Source organism: Brevibacterium sp. 'Marine', from assembly GCF_012844365.1.
Lineage (GTDB): Bacteria > Actinomycetota > Actinomycetes > Actinomycetales > Brevibacteriaceae > Brevibacterium.
Map to the genome: position 1 here is coordinate 3838321 of NZ_CP051626.1, position 17784 is coordinate 3856104.

Sequence of the window (17784 nt, forward strand, 5' to 3'; positions counted from 1 at the left end):
GCCGTGGCCCCGATACTCGACGACGCTCCCGCTCGCCGAGGCGGCCTGACGATCGCGGACAAGGTCGTGGAGCGAACCGCCGGGCAGGTGCTGAAAGACCTGCCCGGCGTCGGCGGCACGAGCTCGGGCCTCTTCGGCATCGGTGCGAGTTCCAGCTTGGACACCCGCCCGTCCGTGGATGTCACCCTGTCCGGGCGCAGCTGCACGCTCGCCGTCCGGCTGGGCCTGGCCTACCCCACCCCCATCGCCGAGGCGACCGAACACGTCCGCTCCACGCTGAGCACCCAAGTCGAACGTCTCACCGGCGTCACCGTCCGTCAGGTCGACATCGACGTGCGGTGGCTCGCCCCGGAATCCTCCGGTGCGAATCGAGGAAGGAATCGCCTGCAATGAGCACACGCCTGCTGCGCAAGCGGCCCTCCCGCATCGGCCCGGCCGTCATCGTCGCACTCATTCTGCTGCTGCTGGCCGTGGGGCTCGGCTGGGCCGGCATCGCCGCATTCATCGCAACCGGCTCCGTGGCCGCCGCGCTGACCGGGACGACCGGGTTACCCGTCGCCGAGGCGGCCGGGAACCTGCACTGGAATTCCGCGGTCGTCATCGCGGTCGGCATCGTCCTGGCACTGCTCGGACTCATCGCCCTCATCCTCGGCGTCTCCCCCGGGGCACGTCGGATCCTCGGTGTTCGTGCTCAAGGCGCTGAGCACATCGGCGCCTTCGACGTCGCCATGCCCACCTCGGCGCTGTCGCAGATCGCGGCCGCGGCCGCCGATGGGGTCGACGGCGTCAGCGGGGTCAAGGCCTCGTCGAACGCGAAATCGACGATCGTGACCTTCTCGACGCCGATCCGTGACTGTGAGCCGATCCGCGCCGAGGTCGAAGCCGCCGTGACGGACCGCTTCGCCTCGATCTCGTTCGACCGCACCCCCACGGTGAAGGTCCAGGCCAGAAGGAGTCAGTCATGAGACGCACGGCCGCCGCTGCCAACCGAACCGGACTGATCATCATCGGCCTCATCGCCTTGTGCCTCGGGCTGGCGGTGCTTGCCGCCGGCTTCGGCTTCACCGGCTCGATCGACCCTGCCCTGGAGGCGGGAGCGGATCTCGGTCCGGTCGCCTCGGTGCTGGCGCTGCCCTATGCGGCGCTGATCGCCGTGGTCGCGGCCCTCATCTTCGCGATCATCGGGTTCCGCTGGCTGAGCGTGCAGATCCCGCGCAAGGACTTCGCGAAGCCCTTCCGGATGCAGGCCGACGCGCGGACGGGACTGACCACGGTGCATGCCGAAGTCATCGCCGAGGCGGTCGCCGCCGACCTCGAAACCACCGACGGAGTCTCGGATGCCCAGGTGATTCTGCGGGGCACCGCGCGACGTCCGGAGCTGCTCATCCATGTCGACGCCGATGAGCGCGCCGACATCGATGCCGTCATCGCCGAAGTCGCCGAGCGCGCCGCCGGCAATGCCTCGGTGGCACTCGGTGCCCCGCTGAGCGCGGTGGCCCTCGAAGTCGGCATCGCCCGCACGCGCTCGCGCCGCCAGCGCAGCGTCAGCGTGCAGTAGTCTCGCTGTCCAATAGCGCCGCATGAACCGGCCGGCCGCGCCGCATCAGCTGGTCGGAAGTGCATATGTGCTGATCTAGATCACTGCATCCACACTTTTGACCCGCTGGTGCAGTCCGCACGTCGGTGATCACTGAAAGTTGCTGTGAATGACAAGAACCCCGGGGCGCGTAATCGCGACATCCCGGGGTCCTCGCAGCACTCCCCTCGAGTACCCGGACGCATCCCCATACGTCCGTTATGTCCACCCGATCCCCACCGGGCGAACACATTAATTTGACCACACTTTCGTATCGCTTGTAAAGAATCTCACGCTCTGTCTTGAATCCTGTCGGGCCCTATAGCATAGAAGTGATCAGAATAAAACACCTGGTCACAGGCTCGGATCAAGGTAGTTCAATCCTCAACTCAGTTGTGCCGCGCTTGCCGAAAATTGCATATAGGTCACATTCTGCGGGTGCGGGCGAAGGAGAATCCGGACGATCCCCACCGCATGAGGGGACGCGGCACTGCAGGGGCGACGAGCGCAGCCAGACGATACCCCCACCCGGGAATCGAGACGACCTTTCCCACCCGCGCATCACGCAGCGACTCCCGCACCACCTGATCGACGCTGAGCCAGATCAGACCGGGTCCGGGACGCTCCACGCCGAGGCGGCTGTGGAACTCCGTCCGGATGAAACCGGGCAGGACGGCGGTCACCGTCACCGAGGAGTCCCTGAGCTCTCCGGCGAGCGCTTCGGTGAAGACGAGGGTCGAGACCTTCGAGGCCGCGTACTGTCCCATCGTCGTCACCGCCGCCAGCGAGGAGACATTGATGATTCCTCCGCGACCGCGGGCCTGCATGCGCCGAGCCGCTGCCAGCGACAGCTGCCTCACTGCCCCGGTCAGCACCCGATCGAGCGCATCGAGCTCAGCAGCGTCGGCATCCAACAGCGTCCCGCGCAGACCGAAACCGGCATTGTTGATGAGCACGTCGATCGGCTGCGCCGCGATGATCTCGTTGACCGCGTCGATACCGTCACGGGTCGACAGATCGGCCACGGCCGCCTCGGCGTGGATATTCTGCGTGGTTCGCAGCTGCGCAGCCAAGCTCTCCAGCCGGGCCTCGTTCCGGGCGACGAGGACGAGGTCGTAGCCCTCGGCGGCCAGGGTGCGGGCATAGCCGCGTCCCAGCCCAGAGCTCGCCCCGGTGATGAGGGCCCGCGGCCGCCGACTCATACCGCGCCTTGACCTCGGCGGACGGTCAGGGACTGCACGGCTGTGCCGATGGGACCGCCTGCGTCGCTGAGCACGCTCGTCGTCTGCCCCAAGCCGGTCGGCCCGAAGGCCACCTTGGTGTCGAAGCCGACCCAGCCGGCCTCGGGCACGCGGGTGAGGTGGATGGAGAGGTCGACGTTCGGGAAGAACGTCGTCTTCGGATCCTCGCGCACGGCCAGACCGTTGGCGGTGTCGACGAACTTCACGAAAGCCGCGGTCGGCGGATCGGCCTCACCGTCGACGAGAGGATAGGGGCTGCGCACCCAGGACTGGGCGCGACCAGGATGGGCGTCCGCTCCCTGATGTCCCTCGAGAGACGCGATGTAGCCACCGCCCCAACGGTTGGTGAAAGGGATCTCGGGCACTTCGGACACGGGCGGCATTGCCGACCATTCGTCGCCGGCGACCGCCTCGGTGTCGGAGGCCTGCAGTCGCCACACCCGAGCGGTCACGCTGGTGCGCTCACCGTGGCGCATCCGTGCCTCGATCAGTTCGATGGTCCGGCCCGGACGGATGACGTCGACGTCGATGGTGAACTCACCGGAGTGGATGACGCCGAGGACGTCGAACGTCACCCGGGAGATGAGCTTGTCGCTGGGCAGACGACGTTCGATCTCGGCGAGCACCATCCCCGAGGCGGGGGCGAGGTGCTGCTCGCCGGGCTGCCAAGCGCCCTGGCTGTGCAGAGTCGAGACGAGGCGGTCCTCGGACAGCCGCACATAGTAGGAATCCGGGTAGGCGGCACCGTCGTGGCCGAGGTGTTCGTTGGGAGCGTCAGGCATGGTCCCCATCCTATCGAGCCGTCGGCGCCCGAGCCGACGGCACCGCGCTTTCACCTCCGGCGCGGACGGCTTAGGGTGGGAGGGTGAGAATCGCTACGTGGAATGTGAACTCGATCCGTGCCCGCCACGACCGCATCGGGGCCTGGCTGGATCGTTCGGATGTCGATGTCCTGGCCATCCAGGAACTCAAGTGCAAGGACTCGCAGTTCCCCGAGGAGCTGTTCACCGAACGCGGCTACGAGGTCAGTTTCCACGGCCTCAACCAGTGGAACGGCGTGGCCATCGCCTCCCGTGTGGGACTGTCCGACCCCGAGATCGGGTTCCAGGACATCCCCGCCTTCGGCTCGGAAGAACCCGTCGTCGAAGCTCGGGCACTGTCGGTGACCTGCAACGATGTGCGCGTCTATTCGCTCTATGTGCCCAACGGCCGCGAACTCGACCACCCCCACTACGGCTACAAGCTGGACTGGTACAAGGCTCTGACGGCCGATATCGCCGCCCAGCTGAGCGCCGAACCGGAGAAGAAGCTCGTCCTCTGCGGTGACTTCAACGTCGCTCCGCTCGACGAGGACGTCTGGGATATGGCCGAATTCGACGGCGCCACCCACGTCTCCGAGGCTGAACGCGCCGCTTTCGACGATCTGCTCGACGCGGGCCTGACCGAGGTCACCCGCCAGTTCACCCCCGGACCCGGTGTCTACACCTTCTGGGACTATCAGAAGCTGCGCTTCCCGAAGAAGCAGGGCATGCGCATCGACTTCCAGCTCGCCTCGCAGGCGCTGGCGAATACAGCGACCGCAGGCGAGATCGACCGTGAGGAGCGCAAAGGCAAGGGCGCGTCCGACCACGCTCCCGTCATCGTCGACTTCGACGTCTGAGGCACCTTCGTCTCACCTTTCGGCACCCCGGCGCAACTTCAGCGTCGAAGCCATAGACATCTCCCCTCTCTTCTGGTGAAGTTGAATCAGGAGCTAGGAAGGTGACGAGGATGTCAGCAACTGTCCGTGAATTGGTCGACGAAGCCTACGACCGGCGTGAGTCCACCTGGAGAGCCGCGCTCGAGACGGTCAACGACTGGGTCGAGTCCGTCCGTGCTCCGTCCGCTCTGCTCTCCGGGGACCGAATCCGCGTCGTCGACGGTCGGATCAAGGATCGGCTGCGCACGGGCGAGAAGCTGCGCCGCAAGCTCGCCGATGCCAATGACGAGATCCACGAATCCGTCGAGGTCGAGAACCAGGTCATCGATGTCGTCGGCGCCCGTGTCATCTGCCGCACCGAACGCGAACAGTCCGCCCTGTGGGACCTGCTCACCGAGGTGAGTGACGACACCAACCTCTCCATCGCCGAGGTGCGCGACTACTCCGCGACCCCGAAACCCTCGGGATACCGCGGCCGCCACCTCATCGTCGAAGTCCCCTTCGACTCCGAACCCTCCGTCCTCGTCGAACTCCAGCTGCGCACGATCATGCAGGACGCGTGGTGCGTGCTGGCAGAGGAGCACCTGTTCAAACCCGGCCAGGCCCTGAAATCCGATGCCCAGCAGGAGCGGCTGTCGGTCATCCTCGCCGGTCTGATGGCGCAGGCCGATTCCGTGGCCGGCTTGATCGCCGATGACGTCGGCGCGTATCTGGGCATGGGCAATTCCGCGCCGCCGCGAGCCTTCGCCGAGGCGGACGAACCGACCGATCCGGCCATCGAGGTCACGATCCGGGAGCTCAACCACTCCTATGTCCTCGCCGCCGACGAGGTGGGCCGCCACGGCATCATCCGGCTCGAGACGCTCGGGCTGACTCCCGACAATCCGGAGCGCTCGGCCTTCCCCCACCCCGGCGACAAGCTGCAGGTGCGGATGGACGAATCGAACACCACGCGCTACTTCATCCCCGTCGGCCACGAGGGCTGAACGGCCGCGCATCAGCTCGGACAGACTGCGCTCAGTCGCGTTCGACGCATCTGACCCCGCCGCCGCAGACCCGCCTGCGAACCCAACAGCCCAGCATCCGCTCCACCGACTAGACTTGCGTCCCATGGGAAAGAAGTCGAAGCGCTCCAAGGAAGAACTCATCGCCAAACGCCTCGCCAGGGCGCAGGCCACGGCATTCGTCGCCCGTCCGTTCGCGGACCTGCCGTTCGAAGCCGACCTCATCTGCCTGCGTGAACTCGTGCCCGCGGCCACCGCGACCGCGAAGCTCACCGAGGAATACGGCGGCCACGAGGTGACCATCACGTCCCTGCTGCCCGCCGCATGGCAGGCCTGGCGTCGCGACGACGGTGCGATCCTGGCCGGAATGCAGGTGCCCGTGTCCTCGACCGACGCCTCGCGCGATGTCGCCCGCGGCCTCCTGGCCGCCGTCGCCGCCGAACCCGGCACCTCCATCGAAGCGACGACCGAATCCGGCGAGGGCCCACGCCTGCAGGACATCCTTGACACCTCTCACCCGTTCGACGTCCGCGTGCTCGAGAACTTCGACTACTGGGCCCTGCCCGAAGCCGAATCCGATGCCGACGTCGCCGCCGCCCTCCAGCAGGCCAACGACTCCGTGGCCCCGACCGAGAAGCTCGCCTCCGTCGACTCCGCCTACTGGACCGAGATGTCCGGACGCACCTACGTCCGCTGGGCCCGCCCCGAAGGCGAAGACCGCGTCGTCGATGCGATGGCCCGCCTGCAGGCCGAGAACGCCAACGACCTCGGCGGAATCGGCACCTTCCTCGGCTACTTCCGCGCCCACGGCATCATCGTCCCCGTCTGGGAACTCGAGTTCGGCACTCAGGTCGACGACGTCGAAGAGCCCATCACCGCGTTCGGCAAACGCCTCGACGACGCACTGAACACGACCGAGCCGATGAGCACCGAGGCCCGCCGCGTCCGCTCGGGCATCGTGTCCCGCCAGCTGACCATCCACTGATATCCGTCACCACCCCCATCACCGAGGCGGGACCCGGAAACGGTGCCCCGCCTCGGTGCCGGTGACGGACAGGAGAACCGACATGAGCGCACAGCCGCACCCCGCCCCCGAGGCGGTCGCCGCCATCATCCCCGCGATGAACGAATCCCAGCGGATCGGTGCCACCGTCACCGCGGCCAAGCAGATCCCCGGGGTCGACCTGGTCCTCGTCGTCGACGACGGATCGGCCGATGACACGGGAACTCGGGCCCGCCGGGCCGGCGCCGAGGTCATCACCCACCCGAAGAACAAAGGCAAGGCCGCGGCCATGATGACCGGGGCCTTCGCTGTGCGCAATCGGGAGATCTCCGATGCGGACCCGGGCGTCGACCCGCACCACCGGGCGCTGCTGTTCATCGACGGCGACCTCGAGGACTCCGCCATCAACACCGCCCCCCTGGCCGAGCCCGTGCTCGCCGGTCGGGCGGACATGACGATCGCGATCCTGCCCGCCCAGAAACACAAGGGCGGAGGCTTCGGCTTCGTCGTCGGACTGGCGAAGAAGGGCATCGCCGAACTCTCCGGATTCGACGCCACCCAGCCGCTGTCGGGAATGCGCTGCCTGTCGAGGGAGGCCTTCGACGCGGCCCTTCCCTTCGCCGCCGGATGGGGCGTCGAGGCCGCCATGACCATCGACGTCGTGGGCGCCGGTCTGCGCGTCGAAGAGGTCGAATGCGACCTCCACCACCGCGTCACCGGGCGCGATCTCAAGGCGCAGCTGCACCGTGCCGCGCAGTACCGCGACGTCGCCCGTGCGCTCCTCGTCCGCCGCCTCCGCGCGAAGCGGAATGGCGGGGCACCCGCCGGCGGCGCAGGGTCAGCCGGCGGCGCATCTTACGGCGAGAACCAGAAGGAGTCCGACAAGTGAGCCTCAACCGTTTCGCCTATCTCGGCCCGGAGGCCACCTTCACCGAGGCGGCCCTGCTCAGCTTCCTCGACTCCCGGAACCTGCGCGCCGAGGCCACGACGCATCCGATGCGCAACGCCCCCTCGGCACTCGGTGCGGTGCTCGAGGGTGACTGCGATGCCGCTGTCGTGCCGATCGAGAACTCGCTGGAAGGCGGGGTGCCCGCCACGATCGATGCGCTCACCGAGAACGGGCGTCTGCAGATCATCGCCGAGGTGGTCGTGCCCGTCCGCTTCGTCCTCGCCGTCAAACCCGGCACCACCAGGGAAGAGATCTCCTCCTTCGGTTCGCATCCGCACGGCGAAGCGCAGGTCCGGGCGTTCATGAACGAGAACTTCCCCGAAGCCGTCTACCTGCCGACGTCCTCGACTGCCGCGGCCGCCCGGGATCTGGCCAATGATGCCGGTGACCATATGGCCGCGGTCTGCCCGGCGCTGGCCGCCCATCGCTATGGACTCGAGGTCGTCGCCGAGGACATCGGCGACCGCAAAGATGCCGTCACCCGATTCGTCGTGGTCACCCGCCCGGGCCCTCTGCCCGCTCCGACCGGCGCCGATAAGACGACCATCGTCGCGGCCCTGCGCTCGGACCGGGCGGGTTCGCTGCTCGAACTGCTCGAACAGTTCTCCAGCCGCGGGGTGAATATGTCCCGCATCGAGTCCCGTCCCACCGGTGACGGGTTGGGCCTCTACCAGTTCTCGATCGATCTGCTCGGGCACATTCATGAAGCACGGATGGCCGAGGCTCTGCAGGGCGTTCACCGGGCGGCACTGACACTGCACTTCCTCGGCAGCTACCCGAGCTCCGACGGGGCCGTGGTGCCGGTCGACCCAACGACGACGGACGAGTCCTTCGCCGCAGCCGCCGACTGGCTGGGGCGCACCCTCGAAGGCTGATGGACTCCGACCGGTGGCCCCCGTCCCAATTCGCCGTTGAGTGCGACAGGCGACATGCTGTCCGTCGCGGCACGCGACGATTGCGCTCGACTTCGGACCGCCTGCGCCTCTGCTCGCCGGGAAAATCTGCAATACTGAAACCTACTGGTAGGTAAGTGGGTCCAGATTGTCAGATTCCGGCCCATTTCGGACAATCTGAACCCACTTAACGTCGGTTCACACACCGGCGGAGACGACAGAGGAGTCGATGATGGACACAGACAGCCGCACATCCCCCGATGCGATCGTCGTCGGGGCCGGACTCGCCGGACTCGTCGCCGCCCATGAACTCACGCAGGCCGGCAAGCGCGTGCTCATCCTCGACCAGGAGAACCGGGCGAACCTCGGCGGGCAGGCGTTCTGGTCCCTCGGCGGGCTCTTCCTCATCGACTCCCCCGAGCAGCGGCGGCTGCGCATCCACGATTCGCTCGAGCTCGCGAAGGACGACTGGGCCACCTCGGCGGGCTTCGACCGGGACGAGGATCATTGGCCCCGGAAGTGGGCGGAGGCCTACCTCGAGTTCGCCGCCGGGGAGAAGCGCCAGTACCTGCGTGACCTGGGCCTGCGGCTGACGCCGATCGTCGGGTGGGCCGAACGGGGAGGTTCCGGTGCGGGTGAGCACGGCAATTCCGTGCCGCGCTTCCACCTCACCTGGGGCACCGGCCCCGAGGTGGTCCGGGTCTTCCGCGAACCCGTCGAGACCGCGGAGGCGGACGGGCTCGTCGAGTTCGCCTTCCGTCATCGCGTCGACGAGCTCATCACCGAGGATGGGGCCGTCGTCGGCGTCCGCGGGCACTCACTCGCGCCCAGCCACACGGCCCGCGGAGTCGAATCGAACCGCGAGGAACTCACCGACTTCGAATTCCGGGCTCCCGCCGTCATCGTCACCACCGGCGGCATCGGACACAATTTCGAACTGATGAGGAAGTACTGGCCGGTCGACCGCCTCGGCGAGTTCCCGGACACGATGCTCGCCGGAGTGCCCGCTCATGTGGATGGGCGGATGCTGCAGATCGCCGAGGATGCCGGAGCCAGCCTCATCAACCGGGACCGGATCTGGGCGTACACGGAGGGAATCGAGAACTGGAATCCGATCTGGCCGGGGCACGGGATCCGGATCATTCCCGGTCCGTCGTCGATGTGGTTCGACGCCGAGGGCAACCGGTTCCCGGCGCCGAACTATCCCGGCTTCGATACGAATCGGACGATGCGCACGATCCTGGAGACCGGGCACGACTATTCGTGGTTCGTGCTCAACGAGTCGATCATCCGCAAGGAGTTCGCGCTGTCCGGTTCGGAGCAGAACCCGGACCTCACGGAGAAGGACATCCGGATCACGCTCGATCGGGTGCGCTCCTCCGACGCTCCGGGACCGATCGAAGCCTTCAAGAAGTACGGCTCCGACTTCGTCGTGGCAGACACCACCGAGGAACTGGTCGCGGGAATGAACGAACGCTCCCGCGGACCGGTCATCGATCACGACCACCTCGTTGAGCAGATCCGGCAGCGAGACCGGCAGACCGAGCATGCGTTTTCGAAAGACGCGCAGGTCCAGGCCATCCACAATGCCCGGTCCTACCTGGGCGACAAGATCGTGCGCGCGGTCAAGCCGCACAAGATCCTCGACCCGGCACACGGCCCGCTCATCGCTGTGCGCCTGAGCCTGCTCTCACGCAAGACCCTCGGCGGGCTGGAGACGAACCTCGACGGGCAGGTCTTGGCAGGATCCGTTACTGGTGACAGCGCAGGTGGCACAGACTCGAACACACCGATCCCTGGCCTGTACGCGGCCGGGGAGGTCACCGGGTTCGGGGGCGGCGGAATGCACGGGTACAACGCGCTCGAGGGAACGTTCCTCGGCGGGTGCATCTTCTCCGGCCTGCGTGCCGGGCGCGCTGCCGCAGAGGCGAGTCATGCGGTGACATCTGGGCGGCCGGAAAGCGGGTCTGCACGAGGCGAAGCAGCGCACTCGTGACCGGCAGCGCGCGTTCAGCCCTCACAGTCTTAGTCACCGGCGGCACTTCGGGAATCGGCAGAGCCGTCGCCGAGGCGCTCACGGCGAAAGGCTGCACAGTGCTGACGACAAGCCGGAACCCGGACCGCATCTCCCCTGCCGATCGGATCCCCGGCGTCCGTTATCTTCGGCTCGATCTCGCCGACCCGGACGGTCCGGACCGCTTGGCCGGAGAACTCGACGGGCTCGGTCTGCTCGAGAGCATCGATGTGCTCATCAACAACGCCGGGGAGAGCCAGTCGGGTCCGTTCGAAGAGCTGCCGGCCGAGGCGATCGAACGGCTCTTCCGCACGAACGTGTTCGGACCCGTTCGACTGAGCCAACTCGTCCTGCCCGGGATGCGTTCGAGGCGGGCGGGACGCATCATCATGGTCGGGTCGATGCTCGCCAGCTTCCCCTTAGCTCACCGCAGTTCGTATTCTGCGGCGAAAGCGGCTCTGCGCGCTTTCGCCTCGGCGGCACGGCAGGAGCTCTCACCTTTCGGCGTGTGGGTGAGCACCGTCGAACCGGGATCGATCGCCACGGGCATCGGGCTGCGGCGGACGAAGTACCTCGACGAGGGTTCGCCCTATACGCAGGACGTGACGACGATGCTCGAGCATCTCGACGCCAACGAACGCGGCGGCATTCCGGCCGCCAAGGTTGCGGCCACGATCGTCGATGCGATCATCGCTCCGAGGCCGCGGGAGTTCTACGCCGTCGGCAGCAGAGCGCCGCTGCCGTTCTTACTGAGGCGTGTGCTTCCACGCGAGCTCGTATCGAAGATCGTCGCCGCCCAGCATGGCCTCAAACGGTGAGCGTCTCAGTCGCCGGGTCCGGCGGCGGAGTGGCCATCTGACTACTGCAGGCGGGACGGAATGAGGTGCTGCGTGGTGGAGATGCCGAGCACCCGCTGCTGCCGCGACAGGTTGTAGGTCCGGTCCGACTGCAGGTACTTGACGAGGAAGAGCTTCGCTCGGTCCCCGCGCTTGAACACGCCCTTGATCTTGAGTCCGAGCTTCGCCGCGACCAGCGCCTTGTCCTTCGCCACGCCTTCGATGACGACCTGGTCGTAGCCCATCCGCGCGAAGTGCGTGACGATCGCCTCTTTGAGGCGGTACGGAATCGGGTCGCCGATATTGAAGGGTCCCGCCGCCGACGGCACGTCGAGGCAGGCGAGAGCGGCCCGCACCACATTGTCGACATGCGTCAGGGTGAGCTTCTGCCGACCGCCGCCGGGCAGCCGCAGCACACCCTTCTTCGCCAGCCTCGACAGGAACGGCATGAGCATCGTCTCCCCCGGACCGTAGACCGACGCGGGCCGCAGAATCGCGGCATCGGGGCGGATCCTCATGACAAGCTGCTCGGCGAGAGCGTGAGTGCGGGAGTAGGCGTCGGCGAATTCGCTGGGATCCTTCGGCCCGGCTTCCTCCCACAGCTCGGTGTGGGGTTCGGTCTCGGAGTACACCGTCGTCGAGGACAGGTGGACGATCCGGGCGACCGGGAAGGCATCGAGGACATGACGCGTGCCCGTCACCTTCACGGCGTAGAGATCGTCGTCATCGGCGCTGACCGAAGAGATTCCGGCACAGTGGAAGACCGAAGTCACGCTCTTGGCCAACGAGGTCACCGACGCGGGAGCGGGTTCCGTGATGTCCCAGTGCTGGAAGTTCACCCCGGGGATCTCGGGGTCTCTCCGGCACAGGGCATAGACCGTTTCGTCCCGATCGGCGAGCGCCCGTGCAATGGCACCACCGATGAAGCCGCTGGCTCCGGTCACTATCACCGACACGACGGTCCTCTTCTCATCGTCACACCCTCCGCCTCAGCGGCGGTGCTGCCACTGCGGTTCCCTCTTGTTCAGGAAGGCATCGATCCCCTCCTGCGCATCGGCTGCGACGGCGTTGTCCGCCATCACCTGCGACATCCGCGCATAGGCATCGGCCACAGGCAGTTCCCGCTGTTCGTAGAACGCAGCCTTTCCTAGGGCAACTGTAGCCGACGAGGCGGACGCGACCTTGCGAGCCAATTCCACGGTGGCCGACTCCAGATCGGCATCGGCGACGACATCCGAGACGAGACCGAACGTCAGCGCATCGTCAGCGGTCACGAAATCACCGGTCAGCAGCATCCGCATCGCCTGCTTCGCCGGCACCGCACGCGACAGCGCCACCATCGGAGTCGAACAGAACAGCCCGATCTTCACCCCGGGGGTCGCGAACCTGGCGGATTCGGCGGCGACGGCCAGATCGCAGGTCGCCGCCAACTGGCACCCGGCCGCCGTGGCCACGCCCTGGACCTGCGCGATCACCGGCTGCGGGATGGATCGGATCAGCTGCATCAGCCGCGCACAGGCATCGAACGTGACCTGCTGCGTCTCCAGATCCGCCCCGCGGATCTCGGTGAGGTCATGACCGGAACTGAAAACATGACCGGCGGTCGACAAGATGACTGCGCGCACATCGGTGCGGTCGGCCACCTCGGTGAGGGTGTCGATGAGGGATTCCATCACCTTAAGCGACAGCGCGTTGCGCGTGGATGGCCGATTGATCGTCACGGCCGCGACCCCGTCGTCGAGGTGGCCGAATACAATTGATTCCGACATAGCCTCATTCTGCCAAAGGCCGCCGGGTCCGGCGCGGAATCTGCGCCGACGATTTCCGCCCGCCTCCGGACCCATCCGCCCCGAGGGGAGCGGCACGGAAGGACTGGCATGACCACACTGCTGATGATCATCGGATTCGGTGCCGCCACCTCGGTGGTGGTCGGTCTGGGGCAGAAGCTCAAGCTTCCGTGGCCGGCGCTCATGGTCCTCATCGGCATCGCCGGCGCGTTCATCCCCACTTTCGCCGAGGTGGCCATCGATCCGGAGCTCGTCCTCCCCCTGTTCCTGCCGCCCCTGCTCTTCGCCGCCGCTCAGAAGACATCGTGGGCGCTGTTCGCGATCCGGTGGCGCACGATCCTCGGCATGTCCGTGGCCCTGGTCGGGGTGACCGTAGCCGCCGTCGCCGGGTCCGCGGTCTTCCTCATCCCCGGAATCACGATCGCCGCAGCCATCGCGCTCGGCGCAATGCTCGCCCCGCCCGATCCCGTCGCCGTCGAAGCCGTGGCCAGCACCGTGTCCATCCCCCGCCGCATCATGTCGACCCTGCAGAGCGAGGGCCTGTTCAACGATGCCGCCTCCCTGGTCATCTTCCAGACCGCAATGGCCGCGGTGTTGGCCGGCACCGAGGTGGACTTTGCAGACCTGGCCGTGTCGTTCGTCGTCTCCGCCGTCGTGGCGATCCTCGTCGGTCTGGTCCTGTCCTTCGCCGCCTGGTGGGTGATGGAGAAGATCGATCACACGATCGCTCGGTCCTCCCTCATGCTCGTCCTGCCCTTCGGCGTCTACCTCGTCGCCGAGCACTTCCACGCCAGCGGGGTCATCGCCGTCGTCGTTGCGGCCCTCGAGGTGCGGCGCCGCGATGTCGCGGGCAACTCGGCGGAGCGGGTGACACAGAATTCGACGTGGCAGGTCCTCGAGATGCTCGTCACGGGAATCGCCTTCGGACTCATCGGCCTCGACCTGCGCCTCATCGTCGAATCCGAGCATGCCGACCTCGGGCGAGCGCTGCTCGTCGGCGGCTTCATCGCCGTCGTGGTCGTCGCCGTCCGCTTCGTGTGGCTGCTGCTGGGCACACTCATCGAACGCAAGAGACGCGAGGAGGATCCCGACGCCGCACCCTTGAGCGTCCGCGATGCCACACTGATGACCTGGGGCGGGATGCGCGGCCTGGCCACCGTGGCACTCGCCCTGTCGATCCCGGCTACGACGGCCTCCGGAGCCCCTTTCCCGGGCCGGTCCTATGTCGTCGTCGCGGCGGCGGTGGTCCTGCTGGTCACTCTGGTGCTGGCGGGCCTGAGCTTTCCGACAGTCGTCGCTGTCCTCGGCATCGACGACGAAGCGGAGAAGGAACATCAGGCGACCAGGGACATCGCACTGCGCGCCTACAAGGCCGCGATGCGCGAGATCAAGAACGATGACAGCCTGCCCGACGACATCATCGAACCACTGCGCGCGAGGTTCAAAGTCCTGCACGATCAGCTCAGCGGAACCACCGATGACCAGGCGAGTTCGGAGCAGGCGATGGCGTTCAAGGAACACCGGGAGCAGATGCTGGCCGTGCAGAAGAAGGCCATGCAGTCCGCCCGCGCCGAGGTGCTCAAGGCCCGTCGTGAGCGCGGCACCGATCCGGAGGTTGCGGACAAGGTGCTCCACCGCTTCGACCTGCAGTCCGTCATCACCCGGTAGGAACGGGCCGCTCCCGGGCGGGTTTCCGGGCCGGTCCCGGTTGGGTCTCCGGGCCGGTCCCTGACCGGTGTGGCCACGGCCGGACGGTGACCCGCATCCGGGCGGGCCGCCTCGGCGAATTTCCTCTCGATTTTCAAAGTTGAGCGGAATAGACTCAACTTTGTCGGTGTTGTTCTTTTCGAGAGCTGAAATCAGCACAGAATTGCAAGAAGGAGATGCGTACATGGACGCACAGATGACAACCAAGTCCCGGGAGGCGCTGCAGGCCGCGGTCAACGACGTCGTCGCCCGGAAGAACAACCAGATCGAACCGGCCCACCTCGTCGCGGCCCTGCTCGGCCAGCCCGATTCGCTCGCCGCGACCCTGCTGACGAAGGTCGGCGCCGACCCGCAGACCGTGCTGCGGTCCGTCGAATCCGTGATCAGCGGACTCCCCACCGTCAGCGGTTCCACCGTCAGCCAGCCGGGACTCTCCCGCGCCGGCCTGGAGATGATGAACCTCGCACAGGAGGAGATGACCGCACTCGGCGATCAGTTCGTCTCGACCGAGCACCTGCTGCTGGCCGCCGCGGCCGGCAAGGACGGTGCCGGTGAGGCACTGCGCGCGAATGGAGCGAACAGGGAAGCACTGCTCGCGGCCCTGCCCGAGCTGCGCGCCGGAAAGAAGGTCACCTCGGAGAACCCCGAGGAGACGATGCAGTCGCTGGAGAAGTTCGGCATCGACCTCACCGCCGTCGCCCGGGAAGGCAAGCTCGACCCGGTGATCGGCCGCGATAAGGAAGTCCGCCGAGTCGTGCAGGTGCTCTCCCGCCGGACGAAGAACAACCCCGTCCTCATCGGTGAGCCCGGCGTCGGCAAGACTTCCGTCGTCGAAGGCCTGGCCCAGCGGATCGTGGCCGGTGACGTGCCCGAATCGCTGCGCGACAAGACGCTCATCAGCCTCGATCTGTCTGCCATGGTCGCCGGCGCAAAGTACCGCGGCGAGTTCGAGGAGCGTTTCAAGGCCGTGCTCGAGGAGATCAAGAACGCCGACGGCCGGATCATCACCTTCATCGACGAGCTCCATACGATCGTCGGTGCCGGTGCCGGCGGGGACTCCTCGATGGACGCAGGCAATATGCTCAAGCCGATGCTCGCCCGCGGTGAGCTGCGGATGATCGGCGCCACCACGCTCGACGAATACCGCGAGAACATCGAGAAGGATCCCGCCCTCGAGCGGCGGTTCCAGCAGGTGTTCGTCGGTGAGCCCAGCGTCGAGGACACGATCGCCATCCTGCGCGGGCTCAAGGAACGCTACGAAGCCCATCACAAGGTCTCGATCAACGACGGCGCCCTGGTCGCGGCCGCGACGATGTCGAATCGGTACATCACCGGCAGGCAGCTGCCGGACAAGGCCATCGACCTCGTCGACGAGGCGGCGTCCCGCCTGCGGATGGAGATCGATTCGGCTCCGGTCGAGATCGATGAGCTCCGCCGTGCCGTGGACCGCCTGAAGATGGAGGACATGGCCCTGGCGAAGGAGACCGATTCCGCCTCGATCGAGAGGTTGAGTGCCCTGCGTGCCGATCTCGCCGACAAGGAGGAGGCGCTGCGCGGACTCGAGGCCACCTGGGAGTCCCAGCGTGCCGGTCTCAACCGGGTCGGTGAGCTGAAGACGAAGCTCGACGAGCTGCGTTCGGCCGCCGAGAAGGCTCAGCGCGACACGGACCTCGAGACCGCGTCCCGTCTGCTCTACGGCGAGATCCCCGCCGTGCAGAAGGAGATCGCCGATGCCGAAGCCGCCGAAGCCCAGGCCGAGGCGGGAACGGAATCGGATCAGATGGTCTCGGACAAGGTCTCGAGCAATGACATCGCCGAGGTGGTCTCCTCGTGGACGGGCATCCCCGCCGGACGCCTCGTCCAGGGTGAGGTCGAGAAGCTGCTGGGAGCCGAGGGCATCCTCGGTGAGCGTCTCATCGGGCAGAAGAACGCCGTCGCCGCGGTCTCCGATGCCATCCGCCGTTCACGTGCCGGTGTCGCCGATCCGGATCGTCCGACCGGTTCGTTCCTGTTCCTCGGCCCCACCGGTGTCGGCAAGACGGAGCTCGCGAAGTCTCTCGCGGACTTCCTCTTCGACGACGAGAAGGCCCTGATCAGGATCGATATGAGCGAGTACGGTGAGAAGCACACCGTGTCCCGCCTCGTCGGCGCCCCTCCGGGCTACGTCGGATACGACGAGGGCGGCCAACTCACCGAGGCGGTCCGCCGTCGCCCGTACTCCGTCGTCCTGCTCGACGAGGTGGAGAAGGCGCACCCCAGTGTCTTCGACATCCTGCTGCAGGTCCTCGATGACGGTCGGCTCACCGATGGTCAGGGACGCACGGTCGACTTCAGGAACACCATCCTGATCCTGACCTCGAACCTCGGCTCGCAGTTCCTCGTCGACAAGAGCCTGTCGACCGAGGAGCAGAGGTCCAAGGTGCTCGATGTCGTGCATTTGACGTTCAAGCCCGAGTTCCTCAACCGCCTCGACGACATCGTGCTCTTCGATGCGCTCAGCCAGACCGAGCTCGCGTCGATCGTCGATCTGCAGATCGCGCACATGTCCCGCCGGCTCTCCGACCGTCGGGTCTCGCTCGAGGTCACTCAGGGCGCCGAGGACTGGTTGGCCCTCGAAGGCTACGATCCGGCGTTCGGTGCTCGGCCGCTGCGCAGGCTGGTCCAGCGCGAGATCGGCGACAAACTGGCCCGCGCGCTGCTGGCCGGCGACATCGTCGACGGGGACACCGTGGTCGTCGACCTGCCCGAGGATCCCGAGGCCACCGGCCTGGAGCTGCGCCCCAAGCGCTGAGGCTCCCGGTCACGCGGGTTCAGCCCAGTCTGAGTTGGAAAGCACATGTTTGAACATGGGCTATCCAACTCAAACTGGGCTGTTCTGCCTACCGATGTCGGCCGAACGCGGGAACTGCAAATGTCTGCGCCGACAGGAGGAGTGGCCGACAGTCGTTGCGGCGCAGTTCCCTCAGGCGGCACAGAACGAGGGCACTGAACCGGAGCACAGAGTCGAATGGGACATGTTCTTACCAATCGCTCACTTTCCTCGGTGAGCATTTCAGAGAAACGTGTCCCATTCTG

General features: G+C 66.7%; 16 protein-coding genes. 12 read left to right on the forward strand and 4 right to left on the reverse strand.

Annotated features, from left to right (window positions below):
* The first annotated feature begins 3 nt into the window (after window positions 1-3).
* Genes HF684_RS17190 through HF684_RS17200 form a run of 3 tightly spaced genes read left to right on the forward strand, consistent with a single transcriptional unit; the run spans window position 4 to window position 1558 of the window.
* On the forward strand, window positions 4-393 hold the full coding sequence (locus HF684_RS17190) for an Asp23/Gls24 family envelope stress response protein (protein ID WP_248279013.1): 390 nt from the start codon (window positions 4-6) through the stop codon (window positions 391-393).
* Window positions 390-965 (forward strand): DUF6286 domain-containing protein, encoded by a 576-nt coding sequence (locus HF684_RS17195; RefSeq protein ID WP_169253473.1) that lies wholly within the window; start codon window positions 390-392, stop codon window positions 963-965. The genes HF684_RS17190 and HF684_RS17195 overlap by 4 nt, the downstream gene beginning before the upstream one ends.
* Entirely contained in the window at window positions 962-1558 is a 597-nt protein-coding gene (locus tag HF684_RS17200) for an alkaline shock response membrane anchor protein AmaP (RefSeq protein ID WP_169253474.1), read from the forward strand. Before HF684_RS17195 ends, HF684_RS17200 begins: the two co-directional genes overlap by 4 nt.
* 443 nt (window positions 1559-2001) lie before the next feature.
* Here HF684_RS17200 and HF684_RS17205 read toward each other — a convergent pair whose 3' ends face one another.
* Both HF684_RS17205 and HF684_RS17210 read right to left on the reverse strand, forming a co-directional pair.
* Complete coding sequence (locus HF684_RS17205) at window positions 2002-2778, reverse strand: SDR family NAD(P)-dependent oxidoreductase (protein WP_169253475.1); 777 nt, start codon at window positions 2776-2778, stop codon at window positions 2002-2004.
* A complete protein-coding gene (locus HF684_RS17210; protein ID WP_169253476.1) occupies window positions 2775-3599 on the reverse strand; it encodes a thioesterase family protein in 825 nt (274 codons plus the stop codon). The genes HF684_RS17205 and HF684_RS17210 overlap by 4 nt, the downstream gene beginning before the upstream one ends.
* A gap of 83 nt (window positions 3600-3682) precedes the next feature.
* On the opposite strand from HF684_RS17210, the gene HF684_RS17215 reads away from it, so the two are divergent.
* From HF684_RS17215 to HF684_RS17245, 7 genes are all read left to right on the forward strand, one after another.
* On the forward strand, window positions 3683-4477 hold the full coding sequence (locus HF684_RS17215) for an exodeoxyribonuclease III (RefSeq protein WP_169253477.1): 795 nt from the start codon (window positions 3683-3685) through the stop codon (window positions 4475-4477).
* Between the two features lie 110 nt (window positions 4478-4587).
* Window positions 4588-5502: a RelA/SpoT domain-containing protein gene (locus tag HF684_RS17220; protein ID WP_169253478.1), complete on the forward strand. Its 915-nt coding sequence runs from the start codon at window positions 4588-4590 to the stop codon at window positions 5500-5502.
* A gap of 124 nt (window positions 5503-5626) precedes the next feature.
* Window positions 5627-6505 carry a DUF5926 family protein gene (locus tag HF684_RS17225; protein ID WP_169253479.1) on the forward strand — a complete coding sequence of 293 codons (879 nt, stop codon included), beginning with the start codon at window positions 5627-5629 and terminating at the stop codon, window positions 6503-6505.
* Window positions 6506-6587: 82 nt separating this feature from the next.
* Complete coding sequence (locus tag HF684_RS17230) at window positions 6588-7412, forward strand: glycosyltransferase family 2 protein (protein ID WP_169253480.1); 825 nt, start codon at window positions 6588-6590, stop codon at window positions 7410-7412.
* Window positions 7409-8347, forward strand: coding sequence for a prephenate dehydratase (pheA, locus tag HF684_RS17235; RefSeq protein WP_169253481.1), 939 nt, complete (start codon window positions 7409-7411; stop codon window positions 8345-8347). Before HF684_RS17230 ends, pheA begins: the two co-directional genes overlap by 4 nt.
* A 250-nt stretch (window positions 8348-8597) precedes the next feature.
* Window positions 8598-10361, forward strand: a complete 1764-nt coding sequence (locus tag HF684_RS17240; protein WP_169253482.1) for an FAD-binding dehydrogenase — start codon at window positions 8598-8600, stop codon at window positions 10359-10361.
* Window positions 10358-11197 carry an SDR family NAD(P)-dependent oxidoreductase gene (locus HF684_RS17245; protein ID WP_169253483.1) on the forward strand — a complete coding sequence of 280 codons (840 nt, stop codon included), beginning with the start codon at window positions 10358-10360 and terminating at the stop codon, window positions 11195-11197. Before HF684_RS17240 ends, HF684_RS17245 begins: the two co-directional genes overlap by 4 nt.
* A 41-nt stretch (window positions 11198-11238) precedes the next feature.
* On the opposite strand, the gene HF684_RS17250 is transcribed toward HF684_RS17245, so the two are convergent.
* Both HF684_RS17250 and HF684_RS17255 read right to left on the reverse strand, forming a co-directional pair.
* The gene (locus HF684_RS17250; RefSeq protein WP_169253484.1) at window positions 11239-12171 is read right to left on the reverse strand and encodes an NAD(P)-dependent oxidoreductase; all 933 of its coding nucleotides are present in this window, start codon (window positions 12169-12171) and stop codon (window positions 11239-11241) included.
* A gap of 33 nt (window positions 12172-12204) precedes the next feature.
* Window positions 12205-12984 carry an enoyl-CoA hydratase gene (locus tag HF684_RS17255; RefSeq protein ID WP_169253485.1) on the reverse strand — a complete coding sequence of 260 codons (780 nt, stop codon included), beginning with the start codon at window positions 12982-12984 and terminating at the stop codon, window positions 12205-12207.
* Between the two features lie 108 nt (window positions 12985-13092).
* Between HF684_RS17255 and HF684_RS17260 the strand changes: the two genes are divergently transcribed.
* Together HF684_RS17260 and clpB are read left to right on the forward strand one after the other, a co-directional pair.
* Window positions 13093-14670 carry a Na+/H+ antiporter gene (locus HF684_RS17260; RefSeq protein WP_169253486.1) on the forward strand — a complete coding sequence of 526 codons (1578 nt, stop codon included), beginning with the start codon at window positions 13093-13095 and terminating at the stop codon, window positions 14668-14670.
* A 223-nt stretch (window positions 14671-14893) separates the two neighbouring features.
* Window positions 14894-17500 (forward strand): ATP-dependent chaperone ClpB, encoded by a 2607-nt coding sequence (gene clpB, locus HF684_RS17265; protein ID WP_169253487.1) that lies wholly within the window; start codon window positions 14894-14896, stop codon window positions 17498-17500.
* Window positions 17501-17784: the final 284 nt, after the last annotated feature.

Coding starts and splice junctions, on each gene's coding strand:
- HF684_RS17195 (WP_169253473.1), top strand. CDS start 390: ATGAGCACACGCCTGCTGCGCAAGCGGCCCTCCCGCATCGGCCCGGCC.
- HF684_RS17210 (WP_169253476.1), bottom strand. CDS start 3,599: ATGCCTGACGCTCCCAACGAACACCTCGGCCACGACGGTGCCGCCTAC.
- HF684_RS17205 (WP_169253475.1), bottom strand. CDS start 2,778: ATGAGTCGGCGGCCGCGGGCCCTCATCACCGGGGCGAGCTCTGGGCTG.
- HF684_RS17260 (WP_169253486.1), top strand. CDS start 13,093: ATGACCACACTGCTGATGATCATCGGATTCGGTGCCGCCACCTCGGTG.
- clpB (WP_169253487.1), top strand. CDS start 14,894: ATGGACGCACAGATGACAACCAAGTCCCGGGAGGCGCTGCAGGCCGCG.
- HF684_RS17225 (WP_169253479.1), top strand. CDS start 5,627: ATGGGAAAGAAGTCGAAGCGCTCCAAGGAAGAACTCATCGCCAAACGC.
- HF684_RS17255 (WP_169253485.1), bottom strand. CDS start 12,984: ATGTCGGAATCAATTGTATTCGGCCACCTCGACGACGGGGTCGCGGCC.
- HF684_RS17230 (WP_169253480.1), top strand. CDS start 6,588: ATGAGCGCACAGCCGCACCCCGCCCCCGAGGCGGTCGCCGCCATCATC.
- HF684_RS17200 (WP_169253474.1), top strand. CDS start 962: ATGAGACGCACGGCCGCCGCTGCCAACCGAACCGGACTGATCATCATC.
- HF684_RS17240 (WP_169253482.1), top strand. CDS start 8,598: ATGGACACAGACAGCCGCACATCCCCCGATGCGATCGTCGTCGGGGCC.
- HF684_RS17220 (WP_169253478.1), top strand. CDS start 4,588: ATGTCAGCAACTGTCCGTGAATTGGTCGACGAAGCCTACGACCGGCGT.